This is a genomic window from Bradyrhizobium sp. B120, assembly GCF_049075665.1.
Taxonomy (GTDB): domain Bacteria; phylum Pseudomonadota; class Alphaproteobacteria; order Rhizobiales; family Xanthobacteraceae; genus Bradyrhizobium.
The window spans coordinates 4,028,012-4,043,818 of record NZ_CP185242.1 but is presented as its reverse complement, the minus strand read 5'-3'; the positions used below and the strand labels follow the sequence as shown (position 1 = coordinate 4,043,818).

Here is a 15,807-nt window from a genome sequence, read left to right as displayed (position 1 = left end):
GCCGCGCCCTACTCGCGCTTGAAGCGATAGTCGAAGCGATCGCCGTCCGCCTTGATCAGGCCGACCGTCGGCGCCGGAAAATGGATCGGCAGGATCAGCGTGTCGGTCCCGGCAACGGAGGCAAAGAACTTTCGCCGCGAGACCGCCGATTGCTTCGGGTCCCAATCCGGCTTGGCCGACCAGTCCGGCTCGCGGCACTGGATCGCGTGGTGCATCAGATCGCCGGCGACCACCGCGCGCTGCCCCTTCGAGAAGATGTTGACGCAGCAATGGCAGGGCGAATGGCCTGGCGTCGGCGTCAGCGTGACGGTGTCGTCGAGCGCATAGTCGTCGTCGACCAGGAGCGCCTGCCCGGCTTCGACGATCGGCAGGCAATTGTCGCGAAACACCGTGCCGGGCGGGTTGGCGCCCTTGGCGTTCTCGGCCTCCCAGGCGGCATACTCGCCCTTGTGGAAGACGTATTTCGCATTCGGGAAAGTCGGCACCCAGCGGCCGTCGCGCAGCGTGGTGTTCCAGCCGGTGTGATCGATATGCAGATGGGTGCAGAACACGTAGTCGATCTGCTCATAGGAGATGCCAAGCGCGAACAGCTCGTTGCGCCAGCGCTCCTTGCCCGGAAAGTCGAACGGCGGCGGGTGGCCCTTGTCCTCGCCGGTGCAGGTGTCGACCAGGATGGTGTAGCGCGGCGTCCGCACCACGAAGGTCTGATAGGTGATCAACATCATGCCGCGTGCGGCATCGAAGACCTCCGGCTCCATCGTCTTCAAGTGATGCTTGAACACATCGTCGTCATAGGTCGGGAAGAAATCCTGCGGCCGCCGCCACGGCCCCTCGCGCTCGACCACAGCGTCGATCGTGATGTCGCCGATCCTGATCTGCTTCATGCCGCTTCGCTCCCACTTTTCAGTGAAGCGTAGCGGGCGATGCCGAGCCGGACAAGCCGGACACAGCGCGGCAGGCCATACGCCGTTGCATTGCTTGCGCGCGTGGCTTGCCGCAAACCGTAGTCTTTAAACAGCGTCCTTGGCGACCTTGAGAGGTGACGCCTTGACCGACTTGCTGGCCGGCTTCGCTGCAAATTCCATCGGCTCTTTCGTGAAAGGATTTACACCACTGCGAGCTTCCGTGGCAGGCTTATGCACGACAGACATTTTCACAAAGCCAGGAATGACGAACTCACCGGATTCGTTCAGCTCCTTGTAGCCAACAGTCGCCATATGTTCGATGACGGTCCTCACGTCGTTCTTCGAGATCTGCGTGCCCTCGGCAATCGCGTCGATCAATTGATTCTTCGTCATCTTGGCCATGCTGAAATCCTCTGAATTTGGGGGGCGCGCGAGCTACGATGTAACTCTGTCCAGAATGTGGTAAAGCCACGCAGCGCGCTTCTTGTTCATGCCAACGGTCATGAAGTCACCGGGCTTAGAACCTATCGACGCCTGAAACGCAAGCATGCGCAACAATCTGCGGTGTATATTTCTCGACCCGGCTAGCGCCTTGATTCCACGCACGGACTTGCTCAACAAGGCGATTGCCGTTGTCGACGAGTTCAAGAACCAGGCCGCGGCAGCAAACTGCGAACCACCATCGCCTTACCCGCTCGCCGTGATAGACGACGAGGAAGTATCGCCAGAACGGTGCCAGGACGTCGCCCGCCGCTCGATCGCTGCCGGCAGCAAGATCGATGTCGTGGTCCATCCCGGTGCGACCCACAACTTCACAGCGCGGCGCTCAGGGATGCGATGGTGAGGTCGATTGCCGCAGTCGACGGCTTGAAGGATTAGGCCGCCGCAAATCGACCCAAAACGCCTCCTACCCGGAGCAACCATCCAGCAGGGAAACGTATAGCTTGGGCAGGAAATTGAAATACGCGGCAGCGGCGATCGTTGCCATCACCGCCGGCGTCTACCTCAACAACTCCAGTCTTCTCGCAACCCACGCCGGCGGCAAGCCGGTGCTCCTCGCCCATCGCGGCATGGCGCAACGCTTCGACGAACGCGACCTCAGGAACGACACCTGCACCGCGGCGCGCATGCTGCCGCCAACCCATGACTATCTCGAGAACACGATCCGCTCGATGCAGGCGAGCTTCGATCGCGGCGCCGATATTGTCGAGCTCGACGTCCATCCGACGACCGACGGCGAATTCGCGGTGTTTCACGACTGGACGGTCGATTGCCGGACCGACGGCCAGGGCGTCACCCGCGAACAGCCGATGGCACGGCTGAAGATGCTCGATATCGGCTATGGCTACACCGCCGATGGCGGCAAGACCTTTCCATTCCGCGGCAAGGGCACCGGCTCGATGCCGTCGCTGGACGAGGTGCTCACGACCTTTCCGGATCGCCGGTTCCTGATCAACGTCAAGAGCCGCGATCCCTCCGAGGGCGAGAAGCTCGCGGCGGTCTTGAATCGGCTTCCCACCGAGCGACGCACGCGGATCATGGTCTATGGCGGCGACGATCCGATCGAGGCGATCCGGCGTCTTGCGCCGGGGACGCGGACGATCTCGCGCGCAGCGATCAAGAGCTGCCTCGTTCGCTATCTCGGCTATGGCTGGACCGGCATCGTGCCGGATGCCTGCCGCAACGCCATCGTGCTGGTGCCGATCAACTACGCGCCGTGGCTGTGGGGATGGCCGGACCGTTTCCTCAACCGCATGGCGGCGGCAAACAGCGTGGTGTTCGTGCTCGGCCCCTATCAGAGCGGCGAATTCTCGACCGGGGTCGACGATGCCGAGCTATTCCGGCGCCTGCCCGAGAACTATTCCGGCGGCATCTGGACCAACGAGATCGAGACCATCGCCCGCCTCACCGGTCGGTAGATCCAGCGCCTGCGTCATCTCGCCGTCATAGAAATCGTGCGACTGAAGCCGCCGCTCGCCGCATCGAGGACAAACCTTATGACCGAACCGAAGCCTTCCCGCCCTAAGCTTGCCGAAACCGTCATCGAGCCGACGGTCAAGCTGCGGGAGGTCGAGGTCGGCCGTTGCTGTGAAGTCCTCGGCGACACCGCAATCGAATACACCGAGCTCGGCGATTACTCCTACCTCGGCAGCGGCTGCATGGTCGCCGATGCCCAAATCGGCCGGTTCTGCGCGATCGCGGCGCAAGTCCGGATCGGCGCGCCCAATCACCCGGTCGAGCGTCCCTCGCAACATCGCTTCACCTACTGCCCTGAATACTACTGCGCCTCCGCCGAGCGCGATCACAGCTTCTTCAGCGATCGGCGCGCCGACCGCGTCGTGATCGGAAACGACGTCTGGATCGGCCATGGCGTGATCGTGCTGCCCGGCGTCACCGTCGGAGATGGTGCAGTGCTCGCGGCCGGCGCGGTGGTCACGCGCGATGTCGCCCCCTACACCATCGTTGGCGGCGTGCCGGCCCGGCCGATCAAGGAGCGGTTCAACCGCAAGATCGCGGCCGAGCTGTCGCAGATCGCCTGGTGGAATTGGCCGGCCGAAACCATCTGGGAACGGCTACCGGAATTTCAGTCCGGCGACGTCGAGGCGTTTTGCGCGCGGTGGCGGGCTTAGCAAACCCCGTAGCCCGGATGAAGCGAAGCGAAATCCGGGGTAATCTATCCGCATGGTGCAATATCGACGTAACTTCATACCCGGCGGCACGTTCTTCTTTACGGTCACGTTAGAGGATCGAACGTCGTCGCTGCTTGTCGAGCATGTCGGACTGTTGCGCGCAGCATTTCGCGCAACGCGCGGCAAAAAGCCGTTCACATTAGACGCCGTTGTGATCCTGCCAGAGCACCTGCACGCGGTCATGACACTGCCATCCGGCGATGCCGACTTCTCGGATCGGTGGCGGCAGATCAAGAGTCACTTTACGCGCGGACTGGTTGCCGTCGGCGTGCCACTCTCAGCCAACCACCGTGGCGAGTATGCCCTCTGGCAACGACGCTTTTGGGAACACACCATCCGCAACGAGCGCGACCTCGAGCGTTGCATCGACTACGTCCATTACAATCCCGCCAAGCACCGGCTGGCCTCGTCGCCTGCGAACTGGCCGCACTCATCGCTTCATCGATACATTCGCAAGGGCATACTGCCGTCCGATTGGGGCGGCAGCGGAGCGATAGACAACGACGACTTTGGCGAGCGGAAGGACTGACCCGGATTTCGCTTCGCTACATCCGGGCTACGAAGCAGTACTAACTCCGCAATCCCGGCGCTTCCTGTCCGGTGCGCGCGACGTATTCGGTGTAGCCGCCGCCAAACTGATGGATACCTTCCGGCGTCAGCTCGAGCACGCGGTTGGAGAGCGCGGCGAGGAAGTGCCGGTCATGGGAGACGAACAGCATGGTGCCCTCGAACTCGGAGAGCGCTGATATCAGCATCTCCTTGGTGGCGAGATCGAGATGGTTGGTCGGCTCGTCCAGCACCAGGAAGTTCGGCGGATCGAACAGCATCTTGGCCATCACCAGCCGCGCCTTCTCGCCGCCCGAGAGCACCCGGCATTTCTTCTCGACATCGTCACCCGAGAAGCCGAAGCAGCCGGCGAGCGCGCGGAGCGAGCCCTGCCCGGCCTGCGGAAATGCGTCCTCCAGCGACTGGAACACGGTGCGCTCGCCGTCGAGCAGGTCCATCGCGTGCTGGGCGAAATAGCCCATCTTGACGCTGCCGCCGACCGCGACCGCGCCGTCGTCGGGCTCGGTTGAACCGGCGACCAGCTTCAGCAGCGTCGACTTGCCGGCGCCGTTGATGCCCATCACGCACCAGCGCTCCCGGCGGCGGATCATGAAGTCAAAGCCGTCATAGATGCGCTTGCTGCCATAAGCCTTGTGGACATTCTTCAGGCTGACGACGTCCTCGCCCGAACGCGGCGCCGGCTGGAATTCGAACGCCACGGTCTGCCGCCGCCGCGGCGGCTCGACCCGCTCGATCTTGTCGAGCTTCTTGACGCGGCTCTGCACTTGAGCTGCGTGCGAGGCGCGCGCCTTGAACCGCTCGATGAACTTGATCTCCTTGGCGAGCATCGCCTGCTGCCGCTCGAACTGCGCCTGCTGCTGCTTGTCGGAGAGCGCGCGCTGCTGTTCGTAGAACTCGTAGTTGCCGGAATAGCTGGTGAGCTGGCCGCCGTCGATCTCGACCACCTTGTTGATGATGCGGTTGATGAACTCGCGGTCATGCGAGGTCATCAGCAGCGCACCCTCATAGCCCTTCAGGAACTGCTCCAGCCAGATCAGGCTTTCGAGATCGAGATGGTTGCTCGGCTCGTCGAGCAGCATGACGTCGGGACGCATCAGAAGAATACGCGCCAGCGCCACGCGCATCTTCCAGCCGCCGGAGAGCTTGCCGACGTCGCCGTCCATCATCTCCTGGCTGAAGCCGAGACCGGAGAGCGCCTCGCGCGCACGGCCGTCGAGCGCGTAGCCGTCGAGCTCCTCGAACTGATGCTGCACCTCGCCATAGCGCGCGATGATGTCGTCCATCTCATCGGCCTTGTCGGGGTCGGCCATCGCGGCCTCGAGTTCCCGAAGCTCGGCTGCCACGACGCTGACGGGTCCGGCCCCGTCCATCACCTCGGCAACCGCGCTGCGGCCGGACATTTCGCCGACATCCTGGCTGAAATAGCCGATCGAGATGCCGCGATCGAGCGAGACCTGGCCTTCATCGGGAACTTCCTGGCCCGAGATCATCCGGAACAGCGAGGTCTTGCCGGAGCCGTTCGGGCCGACGAGGCCGATCTTCTCGCCCTTCTGGAGCGCCGCGGAGGCTTCGATGAAGAGGATCTGGTGGCCGACTTGCTTGGAGACGTTATCGAGGCGGATCATGCTCTCATACTGGGAACTGAGGGTTTGCGGCCTCTTATTCGATCTGGGACGTGGGTGGAAGCCCATTCCTTGGGGTTTCGCGCCGTGCCCCATGCATGCCACGAGCGTTGCCAATGGAATATGACATGAAGCTCTTCAGCGACCGCTTCTGGGGCGTCACATGCAAGTCTGGCTTCTCTATCTGCTCGCGCTCGGCGCCGGCATCGCCGTGGCTGTTCAACAGGTCCTGAACGGCAACCTCCGGTCCGCCCTGAACTCGCCGGCCTGGGCCGGGCTCGTCAGCTATCTCGGCGGTTTCGTGACGATGGCGGTCGTGCTGGTCGCGACGCGGGAGCCGGTGCCATCCTGGAAACTGGTCTCGGCCGTGCCGTGGTGGGCCTGGAGCGGCGGCATCCTCGGCGGCGTCTTCATCCTGCTGATGATCCTGCTATTGCCGTCGCTCGGCGCCGCGACCTTGCTGGCGCTGGTGGTGGCGGGTCAGATGACCGCGGGCATCGCGATGGACCATTTTGGCGCGTTCGGGTTGGCGCAGCATCCGGTGTCGATTTCACGACTGGCCGGCATCGCGCTGATCATCGGCGGCGTGCTTCTGATCAAGGATTGAGGCCATCGACAAGCCGGTCGATGCGATTGATTCCCTGAATGAGAAAGCTCCGCTGAGTCCGGCGTCGAATGACGTTATGACGCAACCAACCGGGTAGTCTCCGGGTGTGGACACCCGCCGATTCGTCGCTTAGCTGTAAGCACCCGCCCTCGTCGTGTTGCGTCATGCGGGACCGACCCTCCCTGTTCATTTGCGTCAAAAGAATTGCGCATCCCGCCAGCGTCGAGAGGCCGCATCCCGGGCTTCGGCGTGAGTCGAAGGTTGCGAGGAGCACAACATGACCCATCGTTTCCGTTTGGTCGTCGCTGCGCTAGCATTGCTGCTCGGCAGCGGTAGCGCGGCGCCGGCCCAGTCGCTGCCCGACTACATGGCGCCGATCTCAGGCAAGACCACCTCCACGCCGGCCGATATCGCGACCAAGGACGTGCTCGCGCTCAACACCGGCATGTTCGAGCTCTATGGCGATGCGGCGCGGATCTTCCAGAAGAACATCCTCGACAAGCATCCGGTCATCCTCGGCCTGTTCTCCGGCGCCGGCGGCCGCCTGATCCTGTACCGGCCGGGCAAGCCGCCGACCGAAGCGCCGCAGGTGCCGGTCGTCTATCAACTGCTCAAGTCGGTCGGCCACAGCACGATGGCGCTGGCCGAGGTGGTCGGCCCCTATGTCGACAATCCCGACGACAAGGCGTGGCGCGGCTCGATGCAGGCCTATCGCAGCCGGATGCAATCGGCGCTCGACGGGCTCGATGCCACGCCGATGCAGGCGGACTGGCGCGACAACAACCGTGCCATCCTCAAGAACAATATCGCCTTCATGGACGAATGCCTCACCGCCGGCGCGATCCCCTTCGCGACGCTCGAGGCGTTCGGCAAGAAGCAGGCGCCGCTGCTCGCCAGGAACGTCACCTGGGCCGCGCAGACCCAGGTCGCGCACTGGATGACCGTCATGGCCGACTGGAAGACCGAGCTCGGCGCCGACTGGGACAAGACCTATGGCGCGAGCAACACGATCTACGTCGCGCGGCAGAACAACGTGATCTTCAGCGTGCTGGCGCAGTTCTTCGGGCCTGACGCCATCAACAGCCGCCTGATGCTGATCGAGACGATTTCCTTCACCACCACGCCGTCGGACATGCTGGAGTCGCTGACCCGGATCATCGCCGATCGCTCGGTGGGCGCGCTGTTCTTCGGCAGCTACCATTTGATGGACTTTGAGCTGATGGGGGGCGATGCGCGCGAGGCGATCATCGCCGAGACCAAGAAGCGCGGCATGACGACCTTCCTGCCGCCGCTGGTGCCGTTCGGTTCCAAGCAGTGGCCGACCCTGATCACCCCGGGGCCGGGACCGGCCACCATCGCCGACCTCAAGTGAGGCCAGATCTACAAGTGAGAAGGCTACGACCTATTGCGGCATTGCGCTTGCGCTCGCTTTGCCGCAACACTGTAGCGTGCATTTTGTCAATTCATAAACCGCGGCGCGATACGCCGCCGAAGCGTTGATGAGAGATCAGACCATGCGGCCCTCGCGACGCGACTTCGTGAAGTGGTTGTCGGCAGGCGGCATCTCGGTCAGCCTGTCGCATCTGGCGCTTGCGAAGGAACCGGCCTTCGCGAGCCGCGAGACGCTTCCCGGGCGCGGCCATTTCAATCCGGCGGCCAAGGGCGCCGGCCGGGTCGACGGGGTGGCCAAGGTCACCGGCGCAAAGCTCTACGCCTCCGACTTTCGCGCCGCCGACATGCCGGGCTGGCCTGCGACCACCTCGCACGCCATCCTGGTCCGCGCCAACGACGCCACGCATGTTTATGCCGGCATGGACCTCGCCCGGCTCGATGGTCCGGCGAAGCCCTCGGTCGTCGTGACGTCGGCCGATCTCGACCGGATCGGCACGCGGGTGCCGGAGTTCTACACCGGCGATCTGTTCTGCCCGGTCGGCACGACGCCGCTCTATCTCGGACAGCCGGTCGCGCTGCTGATCTTCGAGCAGTTCGACGCCTTCGACCGCGCACGCCTCGCGCTGCGCGATGTCGGCTTCGTCAAGTTTGGCGACGAAACCGGCCCGGTGATCCTGCCGAACTACGGCGCCTATCGCTTCACCCGCGTGGCCGGCGCCACGCCAGAGGCGCCCGACGTCTATTCGCCGATCCAGGCCGGCTGGGTCTCGCCGAGCCGCATCCAGAACGCGGCGCTGCCGGTCTGGCTGCCGCTCGCCAAGGAGACCAAGGCCGACTACGCCAAGGCCGCGATCCATGGCGAAGCGATCCGCGCCCAGCTCGGCAAGGACGATCCGTCACAGCTCGTGCTAGACCGCGAGTTCGAGACCCAGTCGGTCGATCCGATGTTCCTCGAGCCGGAGAGCGGGCTCGCCTGGTACAGCGACAACAGCGGCAATCTCGAACTGGTGCTCGGCGTGCAGTCGCCCTATGAGGCGACCGAGTCGATCGCGCATCTGCTCGGCAAGGCCCGCCCGCCTTTCCGCCCCTCGCACATCAACGCGCAGTTCGCCCATGTCGGCGGCGGCTTCGGCGGCCGCGATCACACCCCGTTCGTGCTTTACGTGGCGCTGGCGGCGATGTTCTTCCCGGGGCGGCCGGTGCGGCTCGCGCAGGATCGCTACCAGCAGTTCCAGGGCGGCATCAAACGCCACCCGATCAAGATGCGCTCGCGGATCGGCATCGATCGCGCCAGCGGCAAGATCACGGCATTCGCCGCCGACCATGTGCTCGACGGCGGCGGGCTCGCCAACTTCTCCGCCAATGTCGCGACAGTCGCCGCCACCGCGGCGATCGGCATCTACGACGTCCCGAAGGTCGACGTCACCACCGTGGCGCTGCATTCGCGCGGCGTCACCGCGGGCTCGATGCGCGGCTACGGCACGCTGCAGACCATGACCGCGCTGGAGGTCCTGATCGACGAGGCCGCCAGCGAACTCAAGGCCGACCCGATCGCGTTCCGCCGCAACAATGCGCTGAAGCAGAACGGCCGGACCATGACCGGCAACCCCTACGTCGTGTCGGTGCGCACGTCAGACATCCTCGACAAGCTCGAAAAGCATCCGATCTGGCAGCAGCGCGCCGCGTTCAAGGAGAAGGCATCGGAAGGACGGCTGGTCGGCACCGGAGTTGCCTGCGTCACCAAGGATTACGGCGCGGGCGCGGATTGCTCGCTCGGCCGGGTCGAGATCGATCCCGAGGGACGGATCGCGATCTTCTGCGATCACGTCGAGATGGGCAACGGCATCGGCACCGCGCTTGCCAACCGCGTTGCCGGCCATCTCGGCGTCGTCGCCGACGAGGTCGCCGTCTCCCGGGTCGATAGCTACGACGCGCTCGGGCTCGTCACCTCGGGTGATCCCTACACGATGGATCAGAAGACCCAGGATCTCGCCGAGAAGAACCCGCGCTGGGTCCCCGCGATCAGCTCGGCCACCAGTGCCTCGATCGGCGCCCATGTCGGCACGCATTCGTCGGCCGAAGCCGCCCGCGTCATCTTCCGCTTCGGCCTGTGGCCGGCGGCGCTCGAGCTCTGGCACATCGGCAAGACCGATCCGCGCGCCCGGCAATGGGACAAAGCGCGTTGGAACGACGGCCAGCTCGCACTCGATGATCTCGCGCCGCTGTCGCTGCCAAAGCTTGCTGCGACCGCGCATGCGCGCGGCTTCGTCACCGGCGCGGTGGCGCACAGCTTCTCGCGCTGGGCCTGGTCGCGCGCGCGCTTCCCGCTGTTCGGCGAGCAATACCGCGCCGAGATCGACGCACTCGCGATCCGCCGCGGCCGCGGCCGGTTCGAGCGGATCGACCGCGTCAGCGTGAAATTCCCGCCGACCGATAATAACCGGATCGGCACCGCCTACACCTCGATGTGCGGTACGCTGGTCCGTGTCGAGATCGAACGCGCGACCGGCATCCTGCGCATCGCCAAGGCCTACAGCGTGTTCGAATGCGGCCAGGCGCTGGCGCCTGAAGTGGTGCTTGGCCAGTCGCACGGCGGATTTGCCATGGGCGTCGGCTACGCGCTGCTCGAAACCCTGCCGCCGTTCGAAGGCGGCCCGGGCAACGGACAATGGAATCTCGGCCAGTACCTGATCGCGCGCGGCTCCGATCTGCCACTGCACAATCTCGAGATCGAGATGCTGCCGCCGCTGACGCCGGACGAACCGCCGAAGGGCATGGCTGAGGTGGTGATGATCCCGATCGTGCCGGCGCTGCTCAACGCCATCAACGATGCCACCGGCCATCGCTTCCGCTCATTGCCGGTCACAACGAGCCTGCTCAAGGGAGCGCTTGCGTGACGACGCTCAACCTCACCATCAACGGCCGGAAGCACGGCCCGATCGAGATCCGCGACGACCTCTCGATGAACGATTTCCTTCGGGAAATGCTCGGCATGACCGGCACCAAATTCGGCTGCGGCGCCGCGCAATGCCTGAGCTGCGCCGTCATCATCGATAACCCCGACGGCACGAGCTACACCACTCCGACCTGTGTGGTGCCGGCGGCCAATTTCGACGGCAAGGCGATCCGCACCGTCGAGGGCCATGCCAAGGACGGCGAGCTCTCCGCGTTGCAGCGGGCCTTCATCGAGCATTTTGCGTTCCAGTGCGGCTATTGCACGGCCGGCTTCCTCAATGAGGGCCAGGTGCTGCTCGAACTTCTGGCAAGAGAGCCAGTGGCGCGGGACCAGCTCGAAACCGTCATTGCCGACGCGCTCGATGGCCATCTGTGCCGCTGCACCGGCTACATCAAATATCATCAGGCGGTGCGCGACGTGATCCTCGCCGATGCCAAACGCTATCTGACCGCCAACAAGTGAGCCCGCGCGCGATGACATCGGAAACGCGGTTTCGGATCCTTGCAGTGCTGACGGCGCTCGCGACCAGCCTGTGCGCCGGCTATGCGGCGTCGGAGAGCGCAAGCCACGCCCTCGCCTCGCCGGAAAGCTTTGCCGGTATAGAGAATGTCGAGCAGCGCTCCGCGGCGATCTTCACCGAGCTTGGCAAGGTGTTGACGCATCCGCGCTGCACCAACTGCCATCCCGCCGGCGACAGCCCGCGGCAGGGCGATATCAGCCGCGTGCATCAGCCGCCGGTGACGCGCGGTGCCGATGGCCATGGCAGCAACGCGATGCGCTGCTCGATCTGCCACCAGCACGCCAATTTCGATCCCGGCCGCGTGCCGGGTCACCCGGAATGGCACCTCGCGCCGCGCGAGATGGCGTGGGTAGGGAAAACCGTCGGCGAGATCTGCGCGCAGATCCGCGACCCCGCACGCAATGGCGGCCGCAAGGTCGAGGATCTGATCGAGCATATCGGCAAGGACACGCTGGTGGGCTGGGCCTGGCATCCCGGCTTCGGCCGCTCGCCGGCGCCGGGCACGCAGGCAGAGGCCGGCGCTTTGGTCGAGGCCTGGGTGAAGACCGGCGCGGCCTGCCCTGCGCCATGAGTGAGCGGGATCAAAGTATGTGATCCTGGTTGAACCAGCCCAACCGCAGACGCCTTGAATTGCGAACCGTCCTCATCGTCGTCCCTGCGAAAGCAGGGACCCATAACCACAAATGCCAATTGTGGGGCGATGCTGGAACGACGAGCCCCTTCAACAAGGTACGCCGCGGCGTATGGGTCCCTGCTTTCGCAGGGACGACATATTGGAGGAGCCGCGGACTCACATCTCTCTCCCGTGCCATGCCCCGCGTACGCATCCAGAACGCCGCAGCCTCTCGCCTCAAGCACTGCGGACTCTGGAATACTGGATCACCCGCATGCGCGGGTGATGACACTGAGCAAGCTGAGCAATCACCCGCGAGCGTTCCTGTCCGACTAGAAGCAGAGGTTGGTCACGGCATTGCCGCGCTTGTCCTTGATCACGTAGGGACAGCGGGCGCGCTCCAGCGCCTTCTTGGCATCCTCATCGCCGAGCGCTGCCGCCCGTTCGTAATAGGCTTTTGCCGCATCGCTATCCTTCGGACCGCCGCGGCCGGCCTGCGCGAAGGCGCCCATCCGCTCCAGCGCGCCCGGATGGTTCTGCGCAGCCGCCTTCTCGAACAACGCCCGCGCGCCGGCATCGTCCTGCGCGCCGCCCTTGCCGTCGGCCAGCATCATCCCGAGCTGGTACTGCGCCTCCGCATTGGTTTCGGCAGACTTGGCGAGCAATTCGCGCGCGCGTGCCGGGTCGGACGCCACGCTGCCGCCGAGGGCAGCGAGATTGCTGACGCCGCGCGCGTTGCCGGCCTGCGCCGCGCGCTCGAACAATTTGCGCGCCTGCGCCTCGTCTTTGGCGACGCCGGTGCCATTGCCGTAGAGCACGCCGAGCTCGACCATCGCCGATGTCGAGCCCTTGTCGGCCGCCTTGCGCCAGGCCGACATTGCTTCCGCGGCCTGCCGGTTGGCGGCATAGGCGCGGCCGAGCTCGTACATCGCGCGGCGCGACGATTTTGCCGCCACCGCACAATATTTGATCGCGGTCGCGATATCAGGCGACGCGATCTCTGGCACGCCCTTCACGTCGGCCGGCTTGTCGGGATCGGTGGGATCGGCGGCGAGCCGGTCGCACAGCACCAGGTCGGCCGATTGCGCGTGGGCTAGCACAGGTGCGGCCAGCGCCAAGGCAAGGACGATTGCATGGAGAGGTCTGAACATGCCCAGCAGGTTGCGTCGCGGTGCAGGCAAATTCAAGGCTCGAGCCCGGTCTCGCGCAGCACCGGCGCGACCTCGGCAGACGCGAGGTAACTCAGCAAATGATCGGCGGCGACTGCGTGCGCTGAGGCGACCATGCGGCCCGCGGAAAACACCGCCGGCGTCTGCAGGCCTAAGGGAATTGGCCCGACGACTTCGATGCCATCGATCTGCTTCAACTCGCTGATCTGCTGGATCGCTAGGTCGGCTTCGCCGGTGATGAGCCTTTCCGCGGTAAAGCCCGCCGGAATGATCACCGCGCGGGCGTTGATCGCCTCGGCAATGCCGAGACGCGCGATCAGCTGTGCGAACAGGATGCCGCTGGCGCCGAGCCGCGAATAGGCCACCGCCCGCGCGCCGAGCAGCGCTGCGCGCAATGCGGCTTCGCTCGCAATGTCGGGGTGCGCGGCGCCCGCCTTCACGGCGACGCCGACATAGGAGCGCGCGAGATCGGCAACGCTTTCCCGCGCAACGCGGCTCTCGCCGATCATCTCGTCGAGGCCCTCGCGGGTCAGGATCACGAGGTCGGCGGCCTCGCCGCCGCGCAGGCGTTCGAGTAGCGCCAGCGTCGGCGCGAAATCGGCATCGATCCGCACACCGCTCGCTGTCTGATAAGCCGCGGCAAGGCGCGCGACCGCGCCCTTCAGCGCCAGCGTCGAGAGCACTCGAACCGAATTGTCCATCCCGCTTACGCCCGCCGCATCAGCTTGAGCGTGGCCTTGAGGCGAAGGCTGCGCTTGCCGGCGAGCGCCGTCGCTTCGAGCACGGCGCCCTCCGCGTCGCAGGTACCGGCAAAGCCGATGCCGACCTCATGGCCGCCGAAGACCGGGTTCTCGCCCATCGCCGAGGTGTGTTCCTGATTGAGGATCTGCCCCTTCCAGCGGCCTTTCTCTGACGTGTAGGTGCCGAGGTAGTAGAAGAACGCATCGCCGCCAAGGATGCGGCCGTTATTCAGCAGCATCACGCCGGTGAGGCTGCCGTCGACACCGTCAAGCAGCTGGATGTGGATCGAATAGAGCCCGTTGATGATGCCGCCCTCGCCGACCCCGCCGGCGATCGGGACCTCATCCTCGGTGATCGGCGTCATCACCGACTGAAACGGCACGCCCGGCAATTCCTTCAGCTCACCCCTGAAACGATAGAGCTCGCCGTCGGGCCCGCCCTTGGCGAGCAGCGTCGCGTCATCGGTGCCCGCCATCGCACGGTAGGTCGGATCGGGGTTGTGGCGGACGGTCTGGATCTCGACCGCGACCTCGTCGCCGGTCTTCTCGTAGGTGCCGATATGGGCAAAGGCCGAGTTGCCGCCGAGCATCTTGCCGTCGCCGACATACATCACGCTGCGGCCGACGGCGCCGCCCAGCTCGAACCGGACCTTGTAAAAGCCTTCAAACAAGCGCCGTGTCCCCGGCAGCCAAGATATAACCGTTGTCTAGCGCGGTTCATAACGCAGCGAAACCGCTTTCGGCGGCGAGCCCGCCGCAAACACTGTCGTTAAAAAGCAAAGGTCCGCCAGGGCAGTCGCCCTGGCGGACCCGATTGCGGTACCGGATGGCTCCATCCGGGTCCGATAGCTGCTTAAGCCGCAGCCTTGGCGCCGGTCGGAACCTCGGAGATCGTCTTCAGGATCTGCGAAGCGATCTGGTAGGGGTCGCCTTGCGAGTTCGGGCGGCGGTCTTCCAGATAGCCCTTGTAGCCATTGTTGACGAAGGAGTGCGGCACGCGGATCGACGCACCACGGTCAGCCACGCCATAGCTGAACTTGTTCCACGGCGCGGTCTCGTGCTTGCCGGTCAGACGCTTGTCGTTGTCCGGCCCGTAGACGGCGATGTGGTCCATCAGGTTCTTGTCGAACGCCTTCATCAGGCTCTCGAAATACTCCTTGCCGCCGACTTCGCGCATGTACTTGGTCGAGAAGTTGGCGTGCATGCCCGAGCCGTTCCAGTCGGTGTCGCCGAGCGGCTTGCAATGGAATTCGATATCGATGCCGTAGCTCTCGGTGAGGCGCAGCATCAGATAGCGGGCCATCCACATCTGGTCAGCAGCGGTCTTGGAGCCCTTGCCGAAGATCTGGAATTCCCACTGGCCCTTCGCCACTTCGGCGTTGATGCCTTCGTGGTTGATGCCGGCGGCGAGGCAGAGATTGAGATGCTCTTCCACGATCTTGCGGGCGACGCTGCCGACGTTCGAATAGCCGACGCCGGTGTAGTACGGGCCCTGCGGCGCGGGATAACCTTCGGACGGGAAGCCAAGCGGACGGCCGTCCTTGTAGAAGAAGTATTCCTGCTCGAAGCCGAACCAGGCGCCTTCGTCATCCAGAACGGTGGCGCGCTTGTTCGAGACATGCGGCGTCTTGCCGTCGGGCATCATGACTTCGCACATCACCAGCACGCCGTTCTCGCGCGCGGCGTCGGGATAGCAGGCGACCGGCTTCAGCACGCAGTCAGAGCTGTGGCCTTCAGCCTGCTGGGTGGACGAACCGTCAAAGCCCCACAGCGGGAGCTGTTCGAGGGTCGGGAACGACGCGAATTCCTTGATCTGCGTCTTACCGCGCAGGCTCGGCGTCGGCGTATATCCGTCGAGCCAGATATACTCGAGCTTGTACTTGGTCATTGAACCTCTCTGTTGATGATGCAAAACCGTGAGGAACCGAAAGCCAGTCGGCCGCCGCACGCGTACCCGGCCACCATCGGCCGGCTCTTACTAAGCAATTAAAATGCCAGTCGCTGCACTGCGGCACCCGCCGGGCCC

The 15,807-nt window shown here is 64.7% G+C and carries 16 protein-coding genes; 9 read left to right on the top strand and 7 right to left on the bottom strand.

The genetic code is table 11. The features are described 5' to 3' along the window. Window positions 1-8: 8 nt before the first annotated feature. Window positions 9-884, bottom strand: a complete 876-nt coding sequence (locus ACOIX3_RS18325; protein ID WP_420971236.1) for an MBL fold metallo-hydrolase — start codon at window positions 882-884, stop codon at window positions 9-11. 126 nt (window positions 885-1,010) lie between these two features. Continuing rightward, window positions 1,011-1,307 (bottom strand): HU family DNA-binding protein, encoded by a 297-nt coding sequence (locus tag ACOIX3_RS18320; protein WP_092113589.1) that lies wholly within the window; start codon window positions 1,305-1,307, stop codon window positions 1,011-1,013. Between the two features lie 145 nt (window positions 1,308-1,452). Here ACOIX3_RS18320 and ACOIX3_RS18315 point away from each other — a divergent pair, with 145 nt between their 5' ends. The 4 genes from ACOIX3_RS18315 (at window position 1,453) to ACOIX3_RS18300 (ending at window position 4,124) form a co-directional block, all read left to right on the top strand. Continuing rightward, the gene (locus ACOIX3_RS18315; RefSeq protein ID WP_420971234.1) at window positions 1,453-1,749 is read left to right on the top strand and encodes a hypothetical protein; all 297 of its coding nucleotides are present in this window, start codon (window positions 1,453-1,455) and stop codon (window positions 1,747-1,749) included. Window positions 1,750-1,849: 100 nt separating this feature from the next. Continuing rightward, on the top strand, window positions 1,850-2,824 hold the full coding sequence (locus tag ACOIX3_RS18310; RefSeq protein ID WP_420971233.1) for a glycerophosphodiester phosphodiesterase family protein: 975 nt from the start codon (window positions 1,850-1,852) through the stop codon (window positions 2,822-2,824). A 78-nt stretch (window positions 2,825-2,902) separates the two neighbouring features. Then, window positions 2,903-3,535, top strand: coding sequence for a DapH/DapD/GlmU-related protein (locus ACOIX3_RS18305; RefSeq protein ID WP_420971232.1), 633 nt, complete (start codon window positions 2,903-2,905; stop codon window positions 3,533-3,535). A 52-nt stretch (window positions 3,536-3,587) separates the two neighbouring features. Beyond that, a complete protein-coding gene (locus ACOIX3_RS18300) occupies window positions 3,588-4,124 on the top strand; it encodes an REP-associated tyrosine transposase (protein ID WP_420971231.1) in 537 nt (178 codons plus the stop codon). A gap of 40 nt (window positions 4,125-4,164) precedes the next feature. Here ACOIX3_RS18300 and ACOIX3_RS18295 read toward each other — a convergent pair whose 3' ends face one another. Next, window positions 4,165-5,787 (bottom strand): ABC-F family ATP-binding cassette domain-containing protein, encoded by a 1,623-nt coding sequence (locus ACOIX3_RS18295; RefSeq protein WP_420971230.1) that lies wholly within the window; start codon window positions 5,785-5,787, stop codon window positions 4,165-4,167. 160 nt (window positions 5,788-5,947) lie between these two features. On the opposite strand from ACOIX3_RS18295, the gene ACOIX3_RS18290 reads away from it, so the two are divergent. The 5 genes from ACOIX3_RS18290 to ACOIX3_RS18270 all read left to right on the top strand — a co-directional run bounded on the left by ACOIX3_RS18290 (window position 5,948) and on the right by ACOIX3_RS18270 (window position 11,830). After that, window positions 5,948-6,391, top strand: a complete 444-nt coding sequence (locus tag ACOIX3_RS18290) for a DMT family transporter (RefSeq protein ID WP_420971229.1) — start codon at window positions 5,948-5,950, stop codon at window positions 6,389-6,391. A gap of 277 nt (window positions 6,392-6,668) precedes the next feature. Beyond that, complete coding sequence (locus tag ACOIX3_RS18285; RefSeq protein ID WP_420971228.1) at window positions 6,669-7,763, top strand: hypothetical protein; 1,095 nt, start codon at window positions 6,669-6,671, stop codon at window positions 7,761-7,763. Between the two features lie 142 nt (window positions 7,764-7,905). Continuing rightward, window positions 7,906-10,680, top strand: a complete 2,775-nt coding sequence (locus ACOIX3_RS18280) for a xanthine dehydrogenase family protein molybdopterin-binding subunit (RefSeq protein WP_420971754.1) — start codon at window positions 7,906-7,908, stop codon at window positions 10,678-10,680. Continuing rightward, on the top strand, window positions 10,677-11,201 hold the full coding sequence (locus ACOIX3_RS18275) for a (2Fe-2S)-binding protein (protein ID WP_420971227.1): 525 nt from the start codon (window positions 10,677-10,679) through the stop codon (window positions 11,199-11,201). Before ACOIX3_RS18280 ends, ACOIX3_RS18275 begins: the two co-directional genes overlap by 4 nt. 11 nt (window positions 11,202-11,212) lie before the next feature. Beyond that, window positions 11,213-11,830: an Isoquinoline 1-oxidoreductase subunit gene (locus ACOIX3_RS18270; RefSeq protein WP_420971226.1), complete on the top strand. Its 618-nt coding sequence runs from the start codon at window positions 11,213-11,215 to the stop codon at window positions 11,828-11,830. 374 nt (window positions 11,831-12,204) lie between these two features. Here ACOIX3_RS18270 and ACOIX3_RS18265 read toward each other — a convergent pair whose 3' ends face one another. From ACOIX3_RS18265 to ACOIX3_RS18250, 4 genes are all read right to left on the bottom strand, one after another. Then, entirely contained in the window at window positions 12,205-13,023 is an 819-nt protein-coding gene (locus ACOIX3_RS18265) for a tetratricopeptide repeat protein (protein ID WP_420971225.1), read from the bottom strand. Window positions 13,024-13,055: 32 nt separating this feature from the next. After that, the gene (locus tag ACOIX3_RS18260; RefSeq protein WP_420971224.1) at window positions 13,056-13,742 is read right to left on the bottom strand and encodes a substrate-binding domain-containing protein; all 687 of its coding nucleotides are present in this window, start codon (window positions 13,740-13,742) and stop codon (window positions 13,056-13,058) included. Window positions 13,743-13,747: 5 nt separating this feature from the next. After that, window positions 13,748-14,452, bottom strand: a complete 705-nt coding sequence (locus ACOIX3_RS18255; RefSeq protein WP_420971223.1) for a GrlR family regulatory protein — start codon at window positions 14,450-14,452, stop codon at window positions 13,748-13,750. 182 nt (window positions 14,453-14,634) lie between these two features. Then, a complete protein-coding gene (locus ACOIX3_RS18250) occupies window positions 14,635-15,669 on the bottom strand; it encodes a glutamine synthetase beta-grasp domain-containing protein (RefSeq protein ID WP_342722307.1) in 1,035 nt (344 codons plus the stop codon). Window positions 15,670-15,807 lie beyond the last annotated feature (138 nt).